Origin of the sequence: Nocardioides pini (genome assembly GCF_026712185.1) — a bacterium.
GTDB lineage: Bacteria > Actinomycetota > Actinomycetes > Propionibacteriales > Nocardioidaceae > Nocardioides > Nocardioides pini.
Genome location: NZ_JAPPUX010000001.1, coordinates 875,293 through 893,657, shown reverse-complemented (window position 1 = coordinate 893,657; position 18,365 = coordinate 875,293). Strand labels below are relative to the sequence as shown.

Here is an 18,365-nt window from a genome sequence, read left to right as displayed (position 1 = left end):
CGAGTGTCGCACGAGCCGTTAGCGTCTGGGGAGTGATGTCCGGACCGATCCCCGTCGCGGCACCGCAGCGGGTGCACGATCGGCTCCGCGAGGCGTCCGACGGCCCGCGCCGGGTCGTCCACGCGAGCAGCACCGCCCTGTACGTCGATCTCGACGGCTGGTGCCTCGGGCTCGTGTCGGCCACGGCGACCCGCGTGCCGTGCGCCCTCTGGTCGATGCTGCCCGACCTCGGGGTCCTCGACCCCGTGGTGCGGGTGCACCGGGGCCGACTGGTCGTGGGCGACCGGCCGGTCCGGGTCGCCCGCCTCGTCGACGTCACCGTCACCCGCGTGGGACGTCATGAGGGAGCCCGGCCCCGACCGGAGGCCCTCATGACGTCCGGGGTCGACCTCCCCGCCGACGGCCGCCTCACCCCGGCCCACCTCGACCGGCTGGTCGGCCGCGGGCCGGGGCTGACGCCGCTGGGCGACGACGTCCTGGCCGGGTGGTTCACCACCCGCGCCGCCCTGGGCCGTCCGGACGGCGACCTCGCGGCGGCCGTCCGACGTCGTCTGGGCGCGACCACCCTGCTGTCCGCGACGCTGCTCGACTGCGCGATCCGCGGCGAGGTGCTGCCCCAGCTCGCCGACTGGCTCACCACCCCCACCGCCTCCGCCACCGACGCGCTGCTCGCCGTCGGCGCCACCTCCGGCGCCGGGCTCCTCGCCGGCGCCCGGCTGGCCCTGGCATCCATCGAGGACCACACCACACCCCGGAGGGCTGCATGACCACCCCGACCACGACCCCGACCAGGGACCACGTCGAGCTCCGCAGCGGCGCGTACGCCGACTCGGTGACGCTGCTGCAGGTGAGTCGCGCCGTGCAGGCCACCCCCGGCGTGGTGGCCGCGCAGGTCGCGATGGCGACCGGCCTCAACCTCGAGGTGCTCGAGGGGATGGGCTTCGACATCCCCGCGTCCTCCCCCAACGACATGGTCGTCGCCCTGCGCCTCGACCCGGACGCTGACGTGTCCGCCGCGCTGGCCGCCGTCGACGCGGCCCTGGCGCCCACCCGGCCCACGGCCGGCGACACCACGGTCGCCCCGCCGCGCACCACGGGGAGCGCGCTGCGGCGTACTCCTCCCGGCGCCATCGCGCTCGTCTCGGTGCCGGGCGCCAGCGCCACGGTGGAGGCGATGGACGCCCTCGAGGCCGGGCGGGACGTGATGGTCTTCAGCGACAACGTGCCGGTGGCCGAGGAGGTCGCCTTGAAGCAGTACGCCGCCACGCGCGGCGCGCTGGTGATGGGACCGGACTGCGGCACCGCGGTCGTCGACGGCGTCGGCCTCGGCTTCGCCAACGCCGTGCGGCCCGGGCGGATCGGCATCGTGGCCGCCTCCGGCACCGGCTGCCAGCAGCTGCTGGCGCTCCTGCACCACGCCGGCGGAACCTCCGAGGGGGTCGGCGTGCGCCACGCCCTCGGGGTCGGTGGCCGCGACCTGTCCGCCGCCGTGGGCGGGCTCGCGACCCGCGAGGCCCTCCGGCGGCTCGACGCCGACCCCGACGTCGACCTGGTCGTGGTGGTGTCCAAGCCCCCGGCCGCGGAGGTGGCCGACGCGCTCACCCGCGACACCGAGGCACTCGGCACGCCCGTCGAGCTCGGGCTGCTCGGCCGCGGCCAGCGCGACCTCACCGCCGTCGCCGAGGCGGTGCTGGAGCGCCTCGGCCACACCGCGCCGGAGTGGCCGGTCCACGGCACCGACAACACCGGGCCGGCGACCGGTCCGCTGCTGCGCGGGCTCTTCGTCGGCGGCACCCTCTGCGACGAGTCGATGCTGATGGCGACCGAGGCCCTCGGCCCGATCCGCAGCAACATCCCGCTGTCCGACGACCTCGCGCTCGACGACGAGCTGCTCATCGACGCCCACACCATGGTCGACTTCGGCGACGACGCGCTGACCCAGGGTCGCGCCCACCCGATGATCGACCCGACGCTGCGCAACGAGCAGCTGGCCCGCGCGGCCGCGGACCCGGCGACGGGCGTGATCCTGCTCGACCTCGTGCTCGGCCACGGCGCCGAGCCCGATCCCGCCGCCCTCCTCGCCCCGGCGATCGAGGCCGCGCGTCGCGACCGCCCCGTGCCGGTGGTCGTCAGCCTCGTCGGCACCGACCTCGACCCGCAGGGCCTCGACGCCCAGCGCGACGCCCTCGTCGCCGCCGGCGCCGAGGTGCACCTCTCCAACGCGAGCGCCACCCGCCGCGCCATCCAGCTGATCGAAGGAGCGGCCCGATGAGCCAGCCCACCGTCGTCACCGCCGGAGCGGACATGTTCGCCGACTCCGTGGCGGGCCAGGCCGTCGACGTCGAGCGCGTCGACTGGCGCCCGCCGATGCCGGGCACCGAGACCGACCTCGCGACGGTCGCCACCGATCCCCGCCGCCCCGAGGCCAACCGCCGCGCGGTCGAGGCGATGCTCGGCGTCACCGCCCACCTCGTCGACGTCGCTCCCGCCTCCGAGGTGCTCGGCCTCGAGAAGGGCCAGTTCCTCCACGCCGGCCCGCCGATCGAGTGGGACCGCACCTCCGGCCCCCTCCGTGGCGCGCTGATGGGCGGCGCCGCGCTCGAGGGCCTCGTCGACGACCCCGAGGACGCGGTGGCGCTCTTCGAGTCGGGCACCGGCGTCAGCCTCGAGCCGTGCCACCACCGCAGCGCCGTCGGCCCGATGGCCGGCGTCGTCACGCCGTCCATGTGGATGTGGGTCCTCGAGGACCGCGCGACGGGGCGTCGGACGTACTGCTCCCTCAACGAGGGCCTCGGCAAGGTGCTGCGCTACGGCGCGTACTCGCCCGAGGTGCTCACCCGGCTGCGCTGGATGGGCGACGTGCTCGGCCCGCTGCTGCAGGCCGCCGTGCGTGGCACCGAGGAGGCGACCGACGTCACCGGGATCCTCACGCAGATGCTGCAGATGGGCGACGAGGCGCACAACCGCAACCGCGCCGGCACGCTGATGCTGCTGCGCGACCTCTCCCCCGCGATGGTGAGCGCGGGATTCGACGCGAAGGACGTCGCCGACGTCCTGCGCTTCATCGGCGGCAACGACCACTTCTTCCTCAACCTCGCGATGCCCGCCTGCAAGCTCGCACTCGACGCCGGTCGCGACGTGCCGGGCTCGACGATGGTCGTGGCCATGGCGCGCAACGGCACCGACTTCGGCATCCAGGTCTCCGGCACCGGCGACGAGTGGTTCACCGGTCCCGCCCAGGTGGCCGAGGGCCTCTTCCTCGGCGACTACGGGCCGGACGACGCCAACCCCGACATCGGCGACTCCGCCATCACCGAGACCGCCGGCATCGGCGGCTTCGCGATGGCGACCGCCCCGGCGATCGTCCGCCTCGTCGGCGGGACCGTGCCGGACGCGCTGGCCACCACCCGCCGGATGCACGAGATCACGCTCGCGGAGAACCCCCGCTGGTCGGTCCCCGTCCTCGAGTTCCAGGGCACGCCCACCGGCATCGACGTCACCAAGGTGTGCCGCACCGGGATCCTGCCCCAGATCAACACCGGCATGGCGGGCGCGGTCGCGGGCGTCGGCCAGGTGGGCGCGGGGCTCGTCACCCCGCCCGCGGAGATCTTCCCGAAGGCGCTCGCCGCGCTCGCGGCCCGGGCCGCCTCCGCCTGAGCGGTGCGTGAGCCACCTTCCGCGGCACAGGAATGTGGCTGCTACACCGCCCAGGGGCGCCGGGCGTACGACACGCAGCGCAGCGGTGCGTGAACCACCTTCCGCGGCACAGGAATGTGGCTGGTACACCGCCCACCGGCGCGCCGGCGTACGACACGCAGCGCAGCGGTGCGTGAGCCACCTTCCGTGGCACAGGAATGTGGCTGGCACACCGCCCACCCGCGCCGGCGCTCGCAGCCCGTCCAGGTCAGGCTTGAGGGGCCGGCCGCTCGTTGTAGACGCCCGCCGGCTCCTGACCGGTCAGGCCGGCGATCGCGCCCATGATCCGGTCGGTCAGGTCGCGGCGCGCCCGCCCGCTCGGGACGCCGTCGTAGTCGTCGCCGACGGTGATGGGCTCGCCGAACCGCACGGTGACGTCGACCTTGCCCAGCCGCGGGCGGTTGGCACCGACCGGCTGGATGTCCTCGGTCCCCTGGAGGCCGACCGGCACGACCGGGCAGCCGGCGGTGAGGGCGAGGTGCGCCACGCCGGTGCGCCCGCGGTAGAGGCGCCCGTCGCGCGAGCGGGTGCCCTCGGGGTAGATCCCGAACGCCTCGCCGCGGCGCAGGACCTCCAGCGCGGTGTCGAGGCTGGCGATCGCCGCCTTGGTGTCGTCGCGGTCGACGGGCAGCATGCCCAGGCCCTCGAACCACGCCCGCGTCAGCGTGCCCTTCACCCCGGTGCCGGTGAAGTAGTCGGACTTGGCGAGGAAGACGACCTTGCGCGGCACGACGACCGGGATGACGACGCTGTCGAAGAAGGACAGGTGGTTGCTCGCCACGATGACGGGGCCCGTGGCGGGCACGTGGTGCAGGCCCTCGACGACGGGGCGCCACATGGCACGGGCGAGCGGGGGGATGACTCCGTGCGCGACCGTGTAGAGCATGGCGGTCATTCTGCCCCGAGGAGCGGCGGCCAGAACGCCCGTGTCAGATCCACCGACCCGTTCGGCCGCAGCGGGGTGCCCTCCTCGAGGTAGGCCTGACGGGCCTCCTCGCCGTGCGAGGGCGGCAGCGAGCCGTCCGCGCGCACCACCCGCCACCACGGCACGCCGCCCCCGTGGGCGGCGAGCACCGACCCGACCAGACGAGGACCGCCCCGCCCGAGCCGCTCCCCGACGACGTCGGCGATGGCGCCGTACGTCGTCGCCCGGCCGCGCGGGACCGACTCGGCGCACTGCAGCACCAGCTCGGCGTAGAGCTCGCGCTCCTCCTCCGTGGTCACTGCGTCTGCGGCCTGGTGAGGCGGGCGGTGAGGAGCAGCAGGCCGACCACCGTCGCCCCGGCGAGGAGCCACAGCCACGAGGGGGCAAGTGCCGGGTCGAGGACCCGGACGGCCAGCCACGTGACCGGCAGCGGGACCAGCGCCAGCAGCCCGCGGGCGGCCCACAGCCGCGCCAGGTCCGGGTCGACCGCGAGCGTCGCCGGGCCGTACGACGCCAGGGTGGCCGCGACGTGCGCCGCCGCGAGGAGCACGCCGACGACGAGCAGCCGCCAGTCGACGACGCCGTGCACCGCCCACCAGGCCGCGACGAGCGCGAGCGGCACGATGCCGATGGCGTGGTCGGGCATCCAGGCCCAGGCCGCCGCGGACATCACGACCCCGCCGACCACCAGTCCGTCGGGCACCTGCGGCAGCGCGACGGCCAGCGCCGCGCACGGCAGCACGAGGAGCAGCGTGCGAAGCACCACGACGGGTGGGGTGACGCCCGGACGGAGGAGTCGCATCACGCACGCACCCGCGGCACCTGCGCCCGACGCGCCAACTTCTGGAGGACGGTGTCGAGGGTGCCGGGTCCGCGCCACGGCACCACCGGGGCGCCGAGGGCAGCGAGGCGTCGCAACCGGTCGTCGCGCTCGACCTTCTGCATCCGCGTCGCTAAGGCGGGCAGGCCGAGCCGCTCCGCGCCGTCCGGGACAGCCAGGGCGTCACCCAGCGTGTCGACGACGACGACCGACGTGCCGCCGCGCTGGAGGCTGGCTGTCGCCGTCACCAGCGGCGTGGACAGCATCGGCGACAGGACGTGCACCACGCTCCCCGACTCCGTGCCCAGCTCGAGGCGCTCCGGCGGGGTGCTCCGCGCGTCGGTGCGGGTGCGGGCGAGGGTGCCGAGGAGTCGTTGCAGGTGGCGTGGCCCCGACCCGAGCGGCACCCGCGTCCCGTTGGCTGTGACCACGACCAGGCCCACCCGGTCGCCGGTGCGCACGTGGTGCTCGGCGAGGGCCGCCGCCGCACGGACCGTGAGGTCGAGCGTGCTGGGGCGACCGTCGATCCCGCCCGAGACGCCGATGTCGCGCAGCGCGTCCACGACGAGCCACACGCCGGCGTCCTGCTCGGCACGGGTGGTGACGACGTGCAGCTCGCCGGTGCGGAGCGACACCGGCCAGTTGATCCGCTTGAGGCGGTCGCCGGTGGCGAAGTGGCGGATGCCCTCGAACTCGGTGCCGCTGCCCACCCGCCGCGAGCGGTGCCGACCGACGAGGCCGTCGGGCTGGGGCACCTCGGCCCGGCCGTCGTACGGCGCGGTCCGGGGCAGCACAAGCAGGCTGGTCGCGGGGACGTGCACGGGGCCCCAGCGCCAGCCTGCCCAGGGGCTGGTGAGCGCGACACGCTCGGCGCCCACGTCACGTCGGCCCCAGCGCCGGGGGCTCAAGCCGATCGTGGGCGGGCCGGTGGCGACGAGGGAGCCGACGCTGCCGTACGTCGGCTGACTGGCGACGTGCGCGGCTCGGGCGGCGACCCGGGTGACGTGCTCGACCCCGGCGAGGTCGTCGACCTCGAGCCGCGACGTCGTCCCCTGGCCTTCGTGCAGGCGGCGGTGGTCGAGGCGGGTCGTGACCTGCGGCCTGCCGCGCGGGCGGCCGGCCAGCCCCGCCCCCGCCAGGACCACGAAGGGGGCGGACAGCACTGCCAGCACCTCCTGGCCGATGGCGATCGCTAAGCCGGCGCCCCCGATCCCGAGCAGGCAGGCGCGCACGAGTGCGGGAGTCGGCTGCCAGGAGGTCACCGGTGCCCGCCTCCGTGCGCCTCCAGGGTCCGGGGGGTCTCGACCGAGGCCAGCACCGAGTCGACGACGCGGGATCCGGAGGCCTCGGTCATCCAGAGGTCGGGCCTCACGGTGATCCGGTGCGCGAGCACGGCCCGGGCGACGACCTTCACGTCCTCGGGGACGACAAAGTCGCGCCCGCGGATCGCGGCCCAGGCACGAGCGGTCAGCACCAGGCCGAGGCTGCCGCGCGGGGAAGCGCCGGTGAGGACGTCGGGGTGGGAACGCGTCGCCGCGGCGAGGTCCACGCAGTAGCGCGCCACGGACTCGTCCACGACCACCCGCTCGACCGCAGCCTGCGCGGAAGACAGCCCGGCGGCGTCGCTCACCTGAGCGATGTCGACCTCCTCGCGCTGCCGGTCGAGGCGGCGGCGCAGCACGTCGTGCTCCTCGCCCGCGGTCGGGTAGCCGAAGCCGACGCGCAGCAGGAAGCGGTCGAGCTGCGCCTCGGGCAGCGGGTAGGTGCCCTCGTACTCGACGGGGTTGGCGGTGGCCAAGACGTGGAACGGGCTTGGCAGCTGGTGCGTCCTGCCCTCGACGGTGACCTGGCCCTCCTGCATCGCCTCGAGGAGCGCGGCCTGCGTCTTCGGCGGGGTCCGGTTGACCTCGTCAGCGAGCAGCAGGCCGGCGAAGACGGGGCCCGGTCGGAAGTCGAACTCCGCCCGGCGCTGGTCGTAGACGTAGGAGCCCGTGAGGTCGGCGGGCAGCAGGTCCGGGGTGAACTGCGCCCGGGAGAACTCCAGGCCGAGGGCGCCGGCGAAGGAGCGCGCCGCGAGCGTCTTGCCCAGGCCGGGGAAGTCCTCGAGCAGGACGTGCCCCTTCGCCAGGATGCCGGCCAGCACCAGCGACAGCACCTCGCGCTTCCCCACCACGGCGCGGCCGACCTCGTCGAGGACGCGCTCGGCGAACACGGCGACCTGCGCGGGCTCCACGGCCTGGGTGGTGGGCTGGTCAGCGTCGTTCACGGACGTCCTCGATTCGGGTCAGGATGCGGTCGATGTCGGCCGGCGCGAGCCGGCGGGTGTCGGCGAGCTCGAGCCACAGGGCGTCGCCGAGGTCGGGGTCGCGGGCGCGGGCGAGGGCCACGAGCCGGCGGGCGAGGGCGTCGGACGGCTGGTCGGACTGCACGTGGCTGGAGAGCACGCGGAGGTCGGAGGAAGCCTCGTCGACCCGGTCCATCGTCTGCGGCACCTGCTGCCACTCCGCGGCGGGGACGTCGGCCGTGTTGATCACGAGGTACGCCGTCGCGAGGACCACCACCGCCCACACGGCGTACGGCAACGGTTGCGGCCCCATGTCGAGCCAGACCGCCACCGCATAGCCCGCGACGGCCATGGCGACCCCTGCCGCGGCTCGCCCGCTCCAGCGGTCGCGGAGCCGGGTCATGCCCCGACCCCCAGGCTGTGCCGGATGTCGGCCAGGGCGGCGAGAGCGCGCGCGCGGTGCTCCTCGGTGACCGGGTGGTCGGAGAACCGCGCCTCGCGGTAGAGCTCCGCGAGGCGGGTCACGGACCCGCCATCGGCCCGGGCGAGGTCGAGGACGCGCAGGCCGTACTCCGACGACGTCTCGGAGGCACGCCGGGTCACCCCCGCCCGCTCTCCCTGCACCTCGAAGCGGTGCCAGGCGGCGACGATGGCGTTGCGGGGGTCGCCCTCGCGCAGCAGCAACTCCTGCTCGGTGGCGTCGGCCGCCACCTCCCGGGCCACCCGGACCGGCTCGTCGAGCACGGTGAACGCGACGTCCGCGCGCTCGCCCTCGCGGACGCGACGCGCACGCAGCTCACGCAGGACCGCAGCGACGATCCACGCCAGGACCACGAGGCCGCCGACGGCGGCCGCAAGGAGGATCAGACCCGTGAGCACCCCGACCCACTGCGGCGGCGCACTCTCGGTGACGTCCCCGGCCTCGTCCCCGAAGCCCGGTGATGGCTCGCAGTAGGCCCGCTCGTCGAAGTCGTCCGGGATCACGACGGTGGTCGACCCGTCGGCGGCGGTGGTCTCGGGCAGCGGGATGCACGTGTCGGTCGTCGTGGTCGAGGCCTGCACGGGCCCCGGACCGGTGAACACCTCGTCCGGGCCGAGCAGCGTGGCCCAGGCGACGAGGACCATGAACACGGACGTCGCGGACACGGCCACGACGGCCCGCAGGCCCGGCGACCAGTCCCCGAACGCTCGCATGGCGCGACCCTAGGTGACGGGGTCGCGCCATGCGAGGGGGGCACGCCTGGTGGGGGCAGGCGCCTCGGGGAGGTCAGAGGATCGGGCGGAAGGGCTCCGTCCCGGGCACCAGGCGGAGGCCGGCGATGCCGCTCGTGGCCTGTGCGTAGGCCAGCTCGCGGGACAGGTCGCCCACCCCGTTGGAACCCGCCAGCGGGGCCAGGGCCAGGGTCGACAGGGTGCCGAGCGCGTTGCCGTCGGCGTCGAGGAACGCCGAGCCCGAGTCGCCGGGAACGCCGGCCGTCACCGTGTAGACCGGGTGCGACCAGCCCCCGCCCTCGGTGCCGAGGCTCGTGCCCTGCTTGGGCGAGAGCAGCTCGACGCCCGCGCGCAGGCTGGAGTTGCCGTAGGAGTGGACGGTGTCCCCGGCGGCGGTGCCGCTGGTGTTGACCGCCACCGGTCCACCCCAGAACGGCACGGACGGGTTGACCTTGCCGGTGTCCGCGGCGTCCACCTTCACCAGCGCGAGGTCGTTGTAGGCGCACGCGTCCTCGTCGGTCTCGCCGTTCCTCTGCATCGCCAGCCACGAGGAGTAGACGAGCGTGCCGCCACCGACGCGGGTGCCCTCGGTGACGAGCGAGCCGCCCTCGACGAAGTCGACCTTCGCGCCGAGCGGGAGGGAGCCCGCGTCGCAACCGTTGGTGTCGGTCGCCTCGCCGGTGCCGGCGCAGTGCGCGGCGTAGCCGACGTACGTCGTGCCGGCGGTGTCGGTGTAGACGAAGTTGGCGGTGCACTGGGCACCGTCGGTGTACATCTGGACGCCTGGGTGGATGGCCGCCGAGTCGGCGGGGGCCCAGGCGGCGCGGGCCTGCTTCGTCGGGGCGGCGGTCGCGGGCGCGCCGGTGGCGGCCGCGGCCACGAGGCCCACCGCGGTGAGGGTGAACAGCTTCGTGGGAGTACGCATGCCCCTCCCAACGACGACTCGTCGGGAGGGGTTACGCCTCAGTACGCGGGCTGGCTCGGGTCGACCTGGCTGACCCAGGCCACGACACCGCCGCCCACGTGCACGGCGTCGCCGTAGCCGGCGCCCTTGACGATGGCCAGCACCTCGGCCGAGCGGACGCCCGACTTGCAGTGCAGGACGATCGGCTTGTCGCTGGGCAGGTCGCCGAGCGCGTTGCCGTTGAGGAACTCGCCCTTGGGGATGAGCTTGGCGCCCGGGATGCGGTTGATCTCGTACTCGTTGGGCTCCCGCACGTCGATGAGCTCGAAGTCGCGGGTGCCCTCCTCGCGCTCCTTGAGCATCGCCTCGAGCTGGGTGACCGAGATGGTCGAGCCGGCGGCCGCCTCGGCGGCCTCGTCGGAGACGGCGCCGCAGAAGGCGTCGTAGTCGATGAGGCCGGTCACCGTCGGGTTCTCGCCGCACAGCGCGCAGCTCGGGTCCTTGCGGACCTTGAGCTTGCGCCACTCGAGCTCGAGGGCGTCGTAGATGACGAGCTTGCCGATGGCCGGGTCACCGATGCCCGTGAGCAGCTTGATCGCCTCGTTGACCTGGATCGAGCCGATGCTCGCGCACAGCACGCCCAGCACCCCGCCCTCGGCGCAGCTGGGGACCATGCCCGGCGGCGGGGGCTCGGGGTAGAGGCAGCGGTAGCACGGCGCGTCGTCCGCGAGGGTCGGCGCGAAGACGGACGCCTGGCCGTCGAAGCGGTAGATGGAGCCCCAGACGTAGGGGATCTTCAGGAAGTACGCGGCGTCGTTGACCATGTAGCGGGTCGCGAAGTTGTCGGTGCCGTCGACGATGAGGTCGTAGCCCTCGAAGACCTGCAGGACGTTGTCGTTGTCGAGGCGCTCGTCGTGCACGACGACCTCGACGTAGGGGTTGACCTCGGCGATCGACTCCTTGGCCGACTCGGCCTTGGGACGGCCGATGTCGGACATGCCGTGGATGATCTGGCGCTGGAGGTTGGACTCGTCGACCTCGTCGAACTCGGCGATCCCCAGCGTGCCGACGCCGGCCGCGGCCAGGTAGAGCAGGGCGGGCGAGCCCAGGCCGCCGGCGCCGATGACGAGCACCTTGGCGTTCTTGAGCCGCTTCTGCCCGGCCATCCCCACGTCCGGGATGATCAGGTGGCGGCTGTAGCGGCGCACCTCGTCGGTGGTGAGCTCGGCTGCGGGCTCGACAAGTGCAGGGAACGACACGTCTTCTCCTCGACTCGGGTCTCGGTGGAACAGCACCGACCGCCTCCATGTTCCCCGCGGCCCCCACACGCCCTCGACCGGTCCCGCGATGCGGACGCGCCCGCGCCGCGGTCGGCACCGCAGCATCTTCGGCCTCCGGGGTGGATTCCGAAGATTTTCCTTGCCACGGGGCCGACCCCTGGGGTGGAGTAGCCCGCTGGTGCCCCGTTGTGACCACGTCCCGTGGTTCCTGTGGGTCACGCATGACCATCCCCCCAACTCTCGGAACACGGAGAAGTCCCTGTGAAGAAGTCACTGTCCGGCCTGATGGCCGGAACGGCGTGCCTGGCCCTCGGCCTCGCCGCCCTGCCCGCGGCGGCGGTCCCCTCCGACGGGGCCCCGGCCTCGTCGGACAAGGTCCGCGCCAAGCCCGACAACCGCACGTCCCCGCAGATCGCGAAGCAGGCGCGCCTCAAGGCCAAGGCCCGCGCGATGGTCGAGAACGGCACCGCGAAGGTCCGCACCCCGGCCGACGGCAGCGAGGTCGTCGAGGTCGCCGACGGTGAGTTCGTCGAGCTCGCCGTGACCGGCACCGACAAGATCTGGACGGTCCTGTCGGAGTTCGGCACCCAGGGTTCGAAGAAGCTCGGCCTGACGCCCGGCCCCCTGCACAACGCGATCCCCGCCCCGGACCGCACCAAGGACAACTCGACGACGCACGAGGACGACTACTCCCAGGCGTACTACGACGAGCTCTTCAACGGCTCGGGCGAGTCGATGAAGAACTTCTACGAGGCCCAGTCCAACGGCGCCTACTCCGTCGACGTGACCACCGAGGACTGGGTCACCGTCCCCGGCAACGCCTCGACGTACGGCGACAACGCCGTCGAGGACGACGGTGGCTCATGGGCCTTCATCGACGACACGGTCGACGCCTGGGCCACCAAGAGCGGCAAGTCGGCCACCGACCTCGACGCCTACCTCTCGCAGTTCGACGAGTGGGACCGCTACGACTTCGACGAGGACGGCGACTTCAACGAGCCCGACGGCTACATCGACCACTTCCAGGCCGTGCACGCCGGCGAGGGCGAGGAGGCCGGCGCCGACCCCGACGCGATCTGGTCGCACCGCTGGTACGTCAACCCGACGACCGCCGGCTCCGACGGCCCCACCGTCGGTGGCAGGCCCAACCTCAACGGTGGCGCGCGCATCGGCAACTCGAGCTACTTCATCGGCGACTACACCGTCGAGCCCGAGAACGGCGGCCTCGGCGTCTTCGCGCACGAGTACGGCCACGACCTCGGCCTGCCCGACTTCTACGACACCAACGGCGGCGACAACGGCACGTCGTTCTGGACCACCATGTCCTCGGGCTCCTGGCTCGGCCACGGTGGCGCCGACGAGGGCATCGGCACCCAGCCCGGCATCTTCGGTCCCGAGGAGAAGCTCTTCCTCGGCTGGCTGAAGTACCTCGAGGTGAACAGGACGGGCAGCACGCCGACGACGCAGAGCGTCAACCTCACGCCGTCGCAGCTCAAGAACGACAGCGGCTACCAGGCGATCAAGGTCAACCTGAAGTCGCAGACCACCACCGCCGCCGACGTGCCCATCAAGAGCGGCTCGTACGCCTGGTGGTCCGGTCGCGGCGACGACCTGCGCAACACCCTGACCCGTGACGTCCCGGCGGCGAGCTCGGTCACCGTCACCGCCGACGCGTGGTACCAGATCGAGAAGGGCTACGACTTCCTCTACGGCCAGTACTCCGTCGACGGCGGCGACACCTGGACGACGGTGGGCCAGCCGGTCACCGGCGACCAGGCCCGCTGGGGCGGCGTGCGCTTCGCCTACAAGCCCGGCGGCAAGGCCTCGAAGTTCCGGTTCCGCTACGCCACCGACGGCGGCGTGAACGAGACCGGCGCCTTCCTCGACAACGTCTCGATCAAGGCCGACCGGACGACCTTCACCGACGGTGCGGAGACGCTGGACGCGGGCTGGACCGCGAGGGGCTGGAAGCGCTCGACCGGGACCGAGACGGTCACGGCCAACCGCTACTACCTCATCGAGAACCGGCAGTACGTCGGCTACGACGCCACCCTGGCGCAGGGCCCGTACAACTTCTCCGAGTCCGTCACCCGACCCAACTGGGTCGAGTTCTTCAAGTTCCAGGACGGCATGCTCGTGTGGCTCGTCGACCCGACCACGGCCGACAACAACACGTCGGTTCACCCGGGCTCCGGGTACGCCCTGCCGGTCGACGCGACGCCGAACTCGTTCACCTACGGCGACGGCACGAGCCCGACCAACCGGCGTGAGCCGTTCGACGCCACCTTCGGCCTCGACGTCATCGACCGGACCTGCCTGCACAAGCAGGTGGCCGCCGACAGCACGCTGGAGACCTGCTCGGGCGGCATCCCGCAGCAGGCGACCTTCGACGACACGCTGGGCGCGCAGTACTACGACCAGGCCGCCAACCCGCAGAACTCGGTGAAGGTCGCCGGGGAGGGCGTGAAGGCCACCGTCAAGAGCGTGGACGGCACCAGCCGCAACATGGTCGTCGACCTCACCTACTGAGCAACACCCCGACACGCGAGGAGGGGCTCCGGGACACCCGGGGTCCCTCCTCGCACGTCCGGCTGCCGATAGGCTCGGCGTGCCCTACCCGGCAGTACCTTGCGGCGGCAGGGCCCCGCACCACTCGGCATCACCCCCGGCAAGCAGGAGTACGACGTGACCGCAGGCAGCACCGACACCGCGTCCGACGGCACCCACCCCCGTCCGCGGGGCGGCCGGATGCCGCGGCGCGAGCGTCGCGTCCAGCTGCTCGAGTCCGCGCTCGAGGTCTTCGTGGCGCAGGGCTACCACGCCGCCGCCATGGACGACATCGCCGACCGGGCCGGGGTGTCCAAGCCGGTGCTCTACCAGCACTTCCCCGGCAAGCTCGACCTCTACCTCGCGCTGCTCGACACGTCGTGCGACCTGATCATCGACAACTGCCGCGAGGCGCTCGCCTCCACCACCGACAACAGGGACCGCGTGGCGGCCACGATGAAGGTGTTCTACAGCTACGTCGCGTCCGAGGAGGGCGCGTTCCGGCTGGTCTTCGAGTCCGACCTCACGAGCGAGCCCGACGTCCGCGAGCGCGTCGACCGCGTCACCACCGAGTGCGCGTCCATGATCGCCGACGTGATCCGGACCGACACCGGCCTGCCCGACGAGGCCTCGGAGCTGCTCGCGGTGTCGCTGGTGGGAATGGCGCAGGTGTCGGCGCGGTTCTGGCTCGCGGGTGGCGGCCAGATTGCCCAGGACGACGCGGCCGCCCTGATCGCGGGGCTGGCCTGGCGCGGCATCCGGGGCTACCCGATGACCGACGACCACTGACCCGGTCCCCGGACCGACCACCCACCCGGCATCATCGAGACGTCACCCAACACCTGAGCTGAGGAGCAACATCGTGGAGGTCAAGATCGGCGTGCAGCACGCGCAGCGCGAGCTGGTGCTCGACACCGACAGCACGCCCGAGGACATCGAGGCACGGCTGACCGAGGCGCTCTCGGGCAACGGTGTCCTGCGGCTGGCCGACACCAAGGGCCGGTCCGTCGTCGTACCGGCGGACAAGATCGCCTACATCGAGCTCGGGTCGCCGACCGCGAGCACCGTCGGCTTCCGCTGAGCCTCACCGCAGGGGGTGGGACACACCCCTCCCTCCGGGCGTCGCGGTGATTGAACCGGTGCCGAACGGGGAACATGATGAGCAAGCCGGCACGCACTGCCGGCACTCCCGTCACGAGCTCGTGGCAAAGAAAGGTGGCCCATCATGGTCGTAGATCTCATCGTCCTCATCATCGTCGGCGCGATCATCGGACTGCTCGGGAAGTTCGTCGCTCCGGGCGACAAGGACAACATCCCCATCTGGCTCACGATCCTGTGCGGCATCGGCGGCGTGCTGCTGGGCTACTGGATCTACTCCCTGTTCGGTGGCGACGGTTCGCGCGGCATCGACTGGGTCCGTTGGATCGTCGCGGTCATCACCGCGGCCGTCCTGGTCGTGATCGCCTCGACGGTCACCGGTCGCAACACCGGCACCCGCACGCGGCTCTGACCGCACGCCACCCGCACCACGCACGAGGCCCCGCATCCGTCGGATGCGGGGCCTCGTCGCGACTGCGCTGAGGTCCTGCGGTGGGGCTCAGGCCTCCAGGCCGAGCCGAGCCATCCGGTCGGTGTGCAGCTCGGTCAGCCGGGCGAACATCCGGCCCAGCGCGGCCAGGTCGAGCCCCGGGCGGTCCACTCCCCCGGCCAGCAGCGCCGTGAGGGAGTCGCGGTCACCGGCGACGCGCTGTGCCTGGGTGAGCGCCTCGCCCATCAGCCGCCGCCCCCACAGCGCCAGCCGGCCGCCGAGCCGGTGGTCCTCGGCGATGCCCGCGCGCACCCGCTCGACGATGAACGCCGTCTGCCCGGTGTCCTCGAGCGAGCTGATGATCACCTCGCGGGTCTGCGGGTCGAGGTAGGCGGCGATCTCACGGTAGAAGTCGGCCGCGAGCCCGTCGCCGACGTAGGCCTTGATGAGGCCCTCGTAGTAGTCCGACGGCGCGGTGTGCGCGTGGAAGCTGTCGAAGCTGGGCCGGAAGGCCTGCATGGCCTCGGCGGGGTCGGCGCCGAGCTGCTCGAGCCGTTCGACGAGCTTCTGCAGGTGCCCGAACTCGGCGGTGGCCATGGCGCCGATGGCGATCTTGTCGTCGATGCCGGGCGCCATCTTGGCGTCCTCGACGAGTCGCTCGAAGGCGGACAGCTCGCCGTAGGCGATGGCTCCGAGGAGGTCGACTGCGGCGCGGCGGTAGTCCTCGTCGGGCGATTCCGTCATGTTCGCAGCCTAGCGATAGCATCATGGTGACCGAGCCGCCGACTCATCTGCCGGTGGCCGCCTGTATGTGCGCGGTCGGCACTCGCCCTCCGAGGGCCTCTCGAGTGGGCTGACCGCATACGTGGGACATCCGACTCAGCAGAGAGCGACACCAATCTCGTGACCACCTTCCGTGACCTGGGCGTGCTGCCCGACATCTGCGACGCCCTCGAGCGCGCGGGCATCACCACCCCCTTCGCCATCCAGGAGATGACCCTGTCGGTCGCGCTCCTCGGCACCGACCTCATCGGCCAGGCCCGCACCGGCACCGGCAAGACGCTGGCCTTCGGCATCCCGGTCCTCCAGCGCTCGATCGCGCCCAAGGACCCGGCGTACGCCGACCTGCCGCAGGGCAAGCCGCAGGCCCTCATCGTCGCCCCGACCCGCGAGCTCGCGCTCCAGGTCTCCGGCGACCTCGCGCTGGCCAGCAAGGACATGGGCCTGCGCGTCCTCACCGTCTACGGCGGCGTGGGCTACGAGCCGCAGCTCGAGGCCCTCGACACCGGTGTCGACATCGTCGTCGGCACCCCGGGCCGCCTCATCGACCTGGCCAACCGCCGCGCGCTCGACCTCTCCCACGTGCACGCGCTCGTGCTCGACGAGGCCGACGAGATGCTCGACCTCGGCTTCCTGCCCGACGTCATCACCCTCATCTCCAAGACGCCCGAGACCCGGCAGACGATGCTGTTCTCGGCGACGATGCCGGCGGCGATCGTGGCGCTGGCCCGCACCCACATGCGGCACCCGATGAACATCCGCGCCGAGTCGTCCTACGAGAACGCGACCGTCCCGGCGACCGCGCAGTTCATCTACCAGGCCCACGACCTCGACAAGCCCGAGATCATCGGCCGCGTCCTGCAGGCCGAGGACGCCGACAAGATGATCGTCTTCACCCGCACCAAGCGCCAGGCGCAGCGCGTGGCCGAGGACCTCCAGGAGCGCGGCTTCAAGGCCTCCCCCCTCCACGGCGACATGGCGCAGGTCGCGCGCGAGAAGGCGCTGGCCCGCTTCCGCGAGGACAAGATCCAGGTCCTCGTCTGCACCGACGTCGCGGCCCGCGGGATCGACGTCCGCGGCGTCTCCCACGTCATCAACTACACGTGCCCCGAGGACGACAAGACCTACGTCCACCGGATCGGTCGCACCGGCCGCGCCGGCGCGACCGGCACGGCCATCACGTTCGTCGACTGGGCCGACCTGCACCGCTGGAAGATGATCAACAAGGCGCTCGACCTGCCCTTCGACGACCCGCAGGAGACCTACTCGACCTCCGAGCACCTGTTCCACGACCAGGGCATCCCGGCCGGCACCAAGGGCCGCGTCGTCGACCCCGCGCCCGTCGAGAAGAAGGAGCGCGCGCCGCGCGAGCGCCGGTCCGACTCCGGCCGGTCCGACTCAGGCCGGTCCGACTCCTCGTCCGAGAAGTCCGGCGACGCCCCGCGCCGCCGCAACCGCAACCGTCGTCGCACCCGCGGCGGCCAGACGGTCGAGGCCCCCCAGGCCTGAGGCGTCCGGCCCCGGGTCACCTCCTCGCGCGAGCGGGCTTCTTCGTCACCTTCGGGGGGCGGGTGGCCCGCTCGACGAGGTTCCGGGCGACCTCGCGGTAGGCCGCGGCGCCCTTGCTGCTGCGGCTGGTCGCCAGGATCGACCGGCCGGCGGCCGGGGCCTCGGCGAACTTGATCGTCTTGGGGATCGGCGGCTCGACGACCTCGAGGTCGTAGGTCTCGCTGATCGTCTCCAGCACCGTGCGGGCGTGGTTGGTGCGGCCGTCGTAGAGCGTCGGCAGCACGCCCCACACCTCGAGGTCGCGGTTGGTGAAGCGGCGTACGTCGTGGACGGTGTCGAGCAGCTGGCCCACGCCACGGTGGGACAGCGTCTCGCACTGCAGCGGCACCAGCACGCCGTCGGCGGCGGTGAGCGCGGCGACCGTCAGCACGCCGAGCGACGGCGGGCAGTCGAGCAGCACCCAGTCGTACGCCCCCTCCTCGGAGTCCTCGAGGTCCTCGGCGAGCTGCTCGAGCGCGCCCTTGATGACGTGCTCGCGCCCGGTGCGGGTCAGCAGGTCGGCCTCCGCCCGGGCGAGCTCGATCGTCGCCGGCAGGACGTCGACGCCGTCCTCGGTCTCGATGATGACCTCGATGGGGTCGACGCCCTGGGTCAGGACGTGGTGGACCGACGTCTCGAGGTCCTCGGGGTCGATGCCGAGGGAGAAGGTCAGGCACGCCTGCGGGTCGAGGTCGACCAGCAGGACGCGGTGCCCGAGCTCGGCCAGCGCGGCACCGATCGAGGCGACGGACGTGGTCTTGGCGACCCCGCCCTTCTGGTTGGCGACGGCCAGCGTCACGGGGGCCGCTCCCCGGCTCTTGGTGCTCATTGCGGGCCATTG

At 72.8% G+C, this 18,365-nt stretch carries 18 protein-coding genes and 1 pseudogene; 8 read left to right on the top strand and 11 right to left on the bottom strand.

Annotated elements, in window-relative coordinates; all coding sequences use genetic code 11:
* The first annotated feature begins 35 nt into the window (after positions 1–35).
* Genes NYO98_RS04270 through NYO98_RS04260 form a run of 3 tightly spaced genes read left to right on the top strand, consistent with a single transcriptional unit; the run spans position 36 to position 3,657 of the window.
* Entirely contained in the window at positions 36–767 is a 732-nt protein-coding gene (locus NYO98_RS04270; RefSeq protein ID WP_268110285.1) for an oxamate carbamoyltransferase subunit AllH family protein, read from the top strand.
* Positions 764–2,272 (top strand): FdrA family protein, encoded by a 1,509-nt coding sequence (locus NYO98_RS04265; protein WP_268110284.1) that lies wholly within the window; start codon positions 764–766, stop codon positions 2,270–2,272. Before NYO98_RS04270 ends, NYO98_RS04265 begins: the two co-directional genes overlap by 4 nt.
* Positions 2,269–3,657, top strand: a complete 1,389-nt coding sequence (locus NYO98_RS04260) for a YlbE family protein (protein ID WP_268110283.1) — start codon at positions 2,269–2,271, stop codon at positions 3,655–3,657. The genes NYO98_RS04265 and NYO98_RS04260 overlap by 4 nt, the downstream gene beginning before the upstream one ends.
* A 247-nt stretch (positions 3,658–3,904) precedes the next feature.
* Here NYO98_RS04260 and NYO98_RS04255 read toward each other — a convergent pair whose 3' ends face one another.
* The 9 genes from NYO98_RS04255 to moeZ form a co-directional block, all read right to left on the bottom strand.
* Positions 3,905–4,582: a lysophospholipid acyltransferase family protein gene (locus NYO98_RS04255; RefSeq protein WP_268110282.1), complete on the bottom strand. Its 678-nt coding sequence runs from the start codon at positions 4,580–4,582 to the stop codon at positions 3,905–3,907.
* 5 nt (positions 4,583–4,587) lie between these two features.
* The gene (locus tag NYO98_RS04250) at positions 4,588–4,920 is read right to left on the bottom strand and encodes an MGMT family protein (protein ID WP_268110281.1); all 333 of its coding nucleotides are present in this window, start codon (positions 4,918–4,920) and stop codon (positions 4,588–4,590) included.
* Positions 4,917–5,426 (bottom strand): hypothetical protein, encoded by a 510-nt coding sequence (locus NYO98_RS04245; RefSeq protein WP_268110280.1) that lies wholly within the window; start codon positions 5,424–5,426, stop codon positions 4,917–4,919. Before NYO98_RS04245 ends, NYO98_RS04250 begins: the two co-directional genes overlap by 4 nt.
* Positions 5,423–6,703, bottom strand: a complete 1,281-nt coding sequence (locus NYO98_RS04240; RefSeq protein WP_268110279.1) for a DUF58 domain-containing protein — start codon at positions 6,701–6,703, stop codon at positions 5,423–5,425. Before NYO98_RS04240 ends, NYO98_RS04245 begins: the two co-directional genes overlap by 4 nt.
* Positions 6,700–7,707: an AAA family ATPase gene (locus tag NYO98_RS04235; protein ID WP_268110278.1), complete on the bottom strand. Its 1,008-nt coding sequence runs from the start codon at positions 7,705–7,707 to the stop codon at positions 6,700–6,702. The genes NYO98_RS04240 and NYO98_RS04235 overlap by 4 nt, the downstream gene beginning before the upstream one ends.
* Positions 7,694–8,128, bottom strand: a complete 435-nt coding sequence (locus NYO98_RS04230; RefSeq protein ID WP_268110277.1) for a hypothetical protein — start codon at positions 8,126–8,128, stop codon at positions 7,694–7,696. Before NYO98_RS04230 ends, NYO98_RS04235 begins: the two co-directional genes overlap by 14 nt.
* Positions 8,125–8,919, bottom strand: a complete 795-nt coding sequence (locus NYO98_RS04225) for a DUF4129 domain-containing protein (protein WP_268110276.1) — start codon at positions 8,917–8,919, stop codon at positions 8,125–8,127. Before NYO98_RS04225 ends, NYO98_RS04230 begins: the two co-directional genes overlap by 4 nt.
* 73 nt (positions 8,920–8,992) lie before the next feature.
* Positions 8,993–9,862: a hypothetical protein gene (locus NYO98_RS04220; protein ID WP_268110275.1), complete on the bottom strand. Its 870-nt coding sequence runs from the start codon at positions 9,860–9,862 to the stop codon at positions 8,993–8,995.
* A 38-nt stretch (positions 9,863–9,900) separates the two neighbouring features.
* A complete protein-coding gene (gene moeZ / locus NYO98_RS04215) occupies positions 9,901–11,100 on the bottom strand; it encodes an adenylyltransferase/sulfurtransferase MoeZ (RefSeq protein ID WP_268110274.1) in 1,200 nt (399 codons plus the stop codon).
* A gap of 282 nt (positions 11,101–11,382) precedes the next feature.
* Between moeZ and NYO98_RS04210 the strand changes: the two genes are divergently transcribed.
* The 4 genes from NYO98_RS04210 to NYO98_RS04195 all read left to right on the top strand — a co-directional run bounded on the left by NYO98_RS04210 (position 11,383) and on the right by NYO98_RS04195 (position 15,178).
* Positions 11,383–13,650, top strand: a complete 2,268-nt coding sequence (locus tag NYO98_RS04210; RefSeq protein ID WP_268110273.1) for an immune inhibitor A domain-containing protein — start codon at positions 11,383–11,385, stop codon at positions 13,648–13,650.
* Between the two features lie 219 nt (positions 13,651–13,869).
* On the top strand, positions 13,870–14,457 hold the full coding sequence (locus NYO98_RS04205) for a TetR/AcrR family transcriptional regulator (protein ID WP_268110685.1): 588 nt from the start codon (positions 13,870–13,872) through the stop codon (positions 14,455–14,457).
* Between the two features lie 73 nt (positions 14,458–14,530).
* Complete coding sequence (locus NYO98_RS04200; protein ID WP_268110272.1) at positions 14,531–14,749, top strand: DUF3107 domain-containing protein; 219 nt, start codon at positions 14,531–14,533, stop codon at positions 14,747–14,749.
* Between the two features lie 144 nt (positions 14,750–14,893).
* Complete coding sequence (locus NYO98_RS04195; RefSeq protein WP_268110271.1) at positions 14,894–15,178, top strand: GlsB/YeaQ/YmgE family stress response membrane protein; 285 nt, start codon at positions 14,894–14,896, stop codon at positions 15,176–15,178.
* 87 nt (positions 15,179–15,265) lie between these two features.
* Here NYO98_RS04195 and NYO98_RS04190 read toward each other — a convergent pair whose 3' ends face one another.
* Positions 15,266–15,940 carry a ferritin-like fold-containing protein gene (locus NYO98_RS04190; protein WP_268110270.1) on the bottom strand — a complete coding sequence of 225 codons (675 nt, stop codon included), beginning with the start codon at positions 15,938–15,940 and terminating at the stop codon, positions 15,266–15,268.
* A gap of 249 nt (positions 15,941–16,189) precedes the next feature.
* On the opposite strand from NYO98_RS04190, the pseudogene NYO98_RS04185 reads away from it, so the two are divergent.
* A pseudogene (locus tag NYO98_RS04185) lies at positions 16,190–17,479 on the top strand (DEAD/DEAH box helicase); the annotation flags it as partial.
* Between the two features lie 22 nt (positions 17,480–17,501).
* Here NYO98_RS04185 and NYO98_RS04180 read toward each other — a convergent pair.
* Positions 17,502–18,353 carry a ParA family protein gene (locus tag NYO98_RS04180; RefSeq protein WP_268110268.1) on the bottom strand — a complete coding sequence of 284 codons (852 nt, stop codon included), beginning with the start codon at positions 18,351–18,353 and terminating at the stop codon, positions 17,502–17,504.
* Positions 18,354–18,365 lie beyond the last annotated feature (12 nt).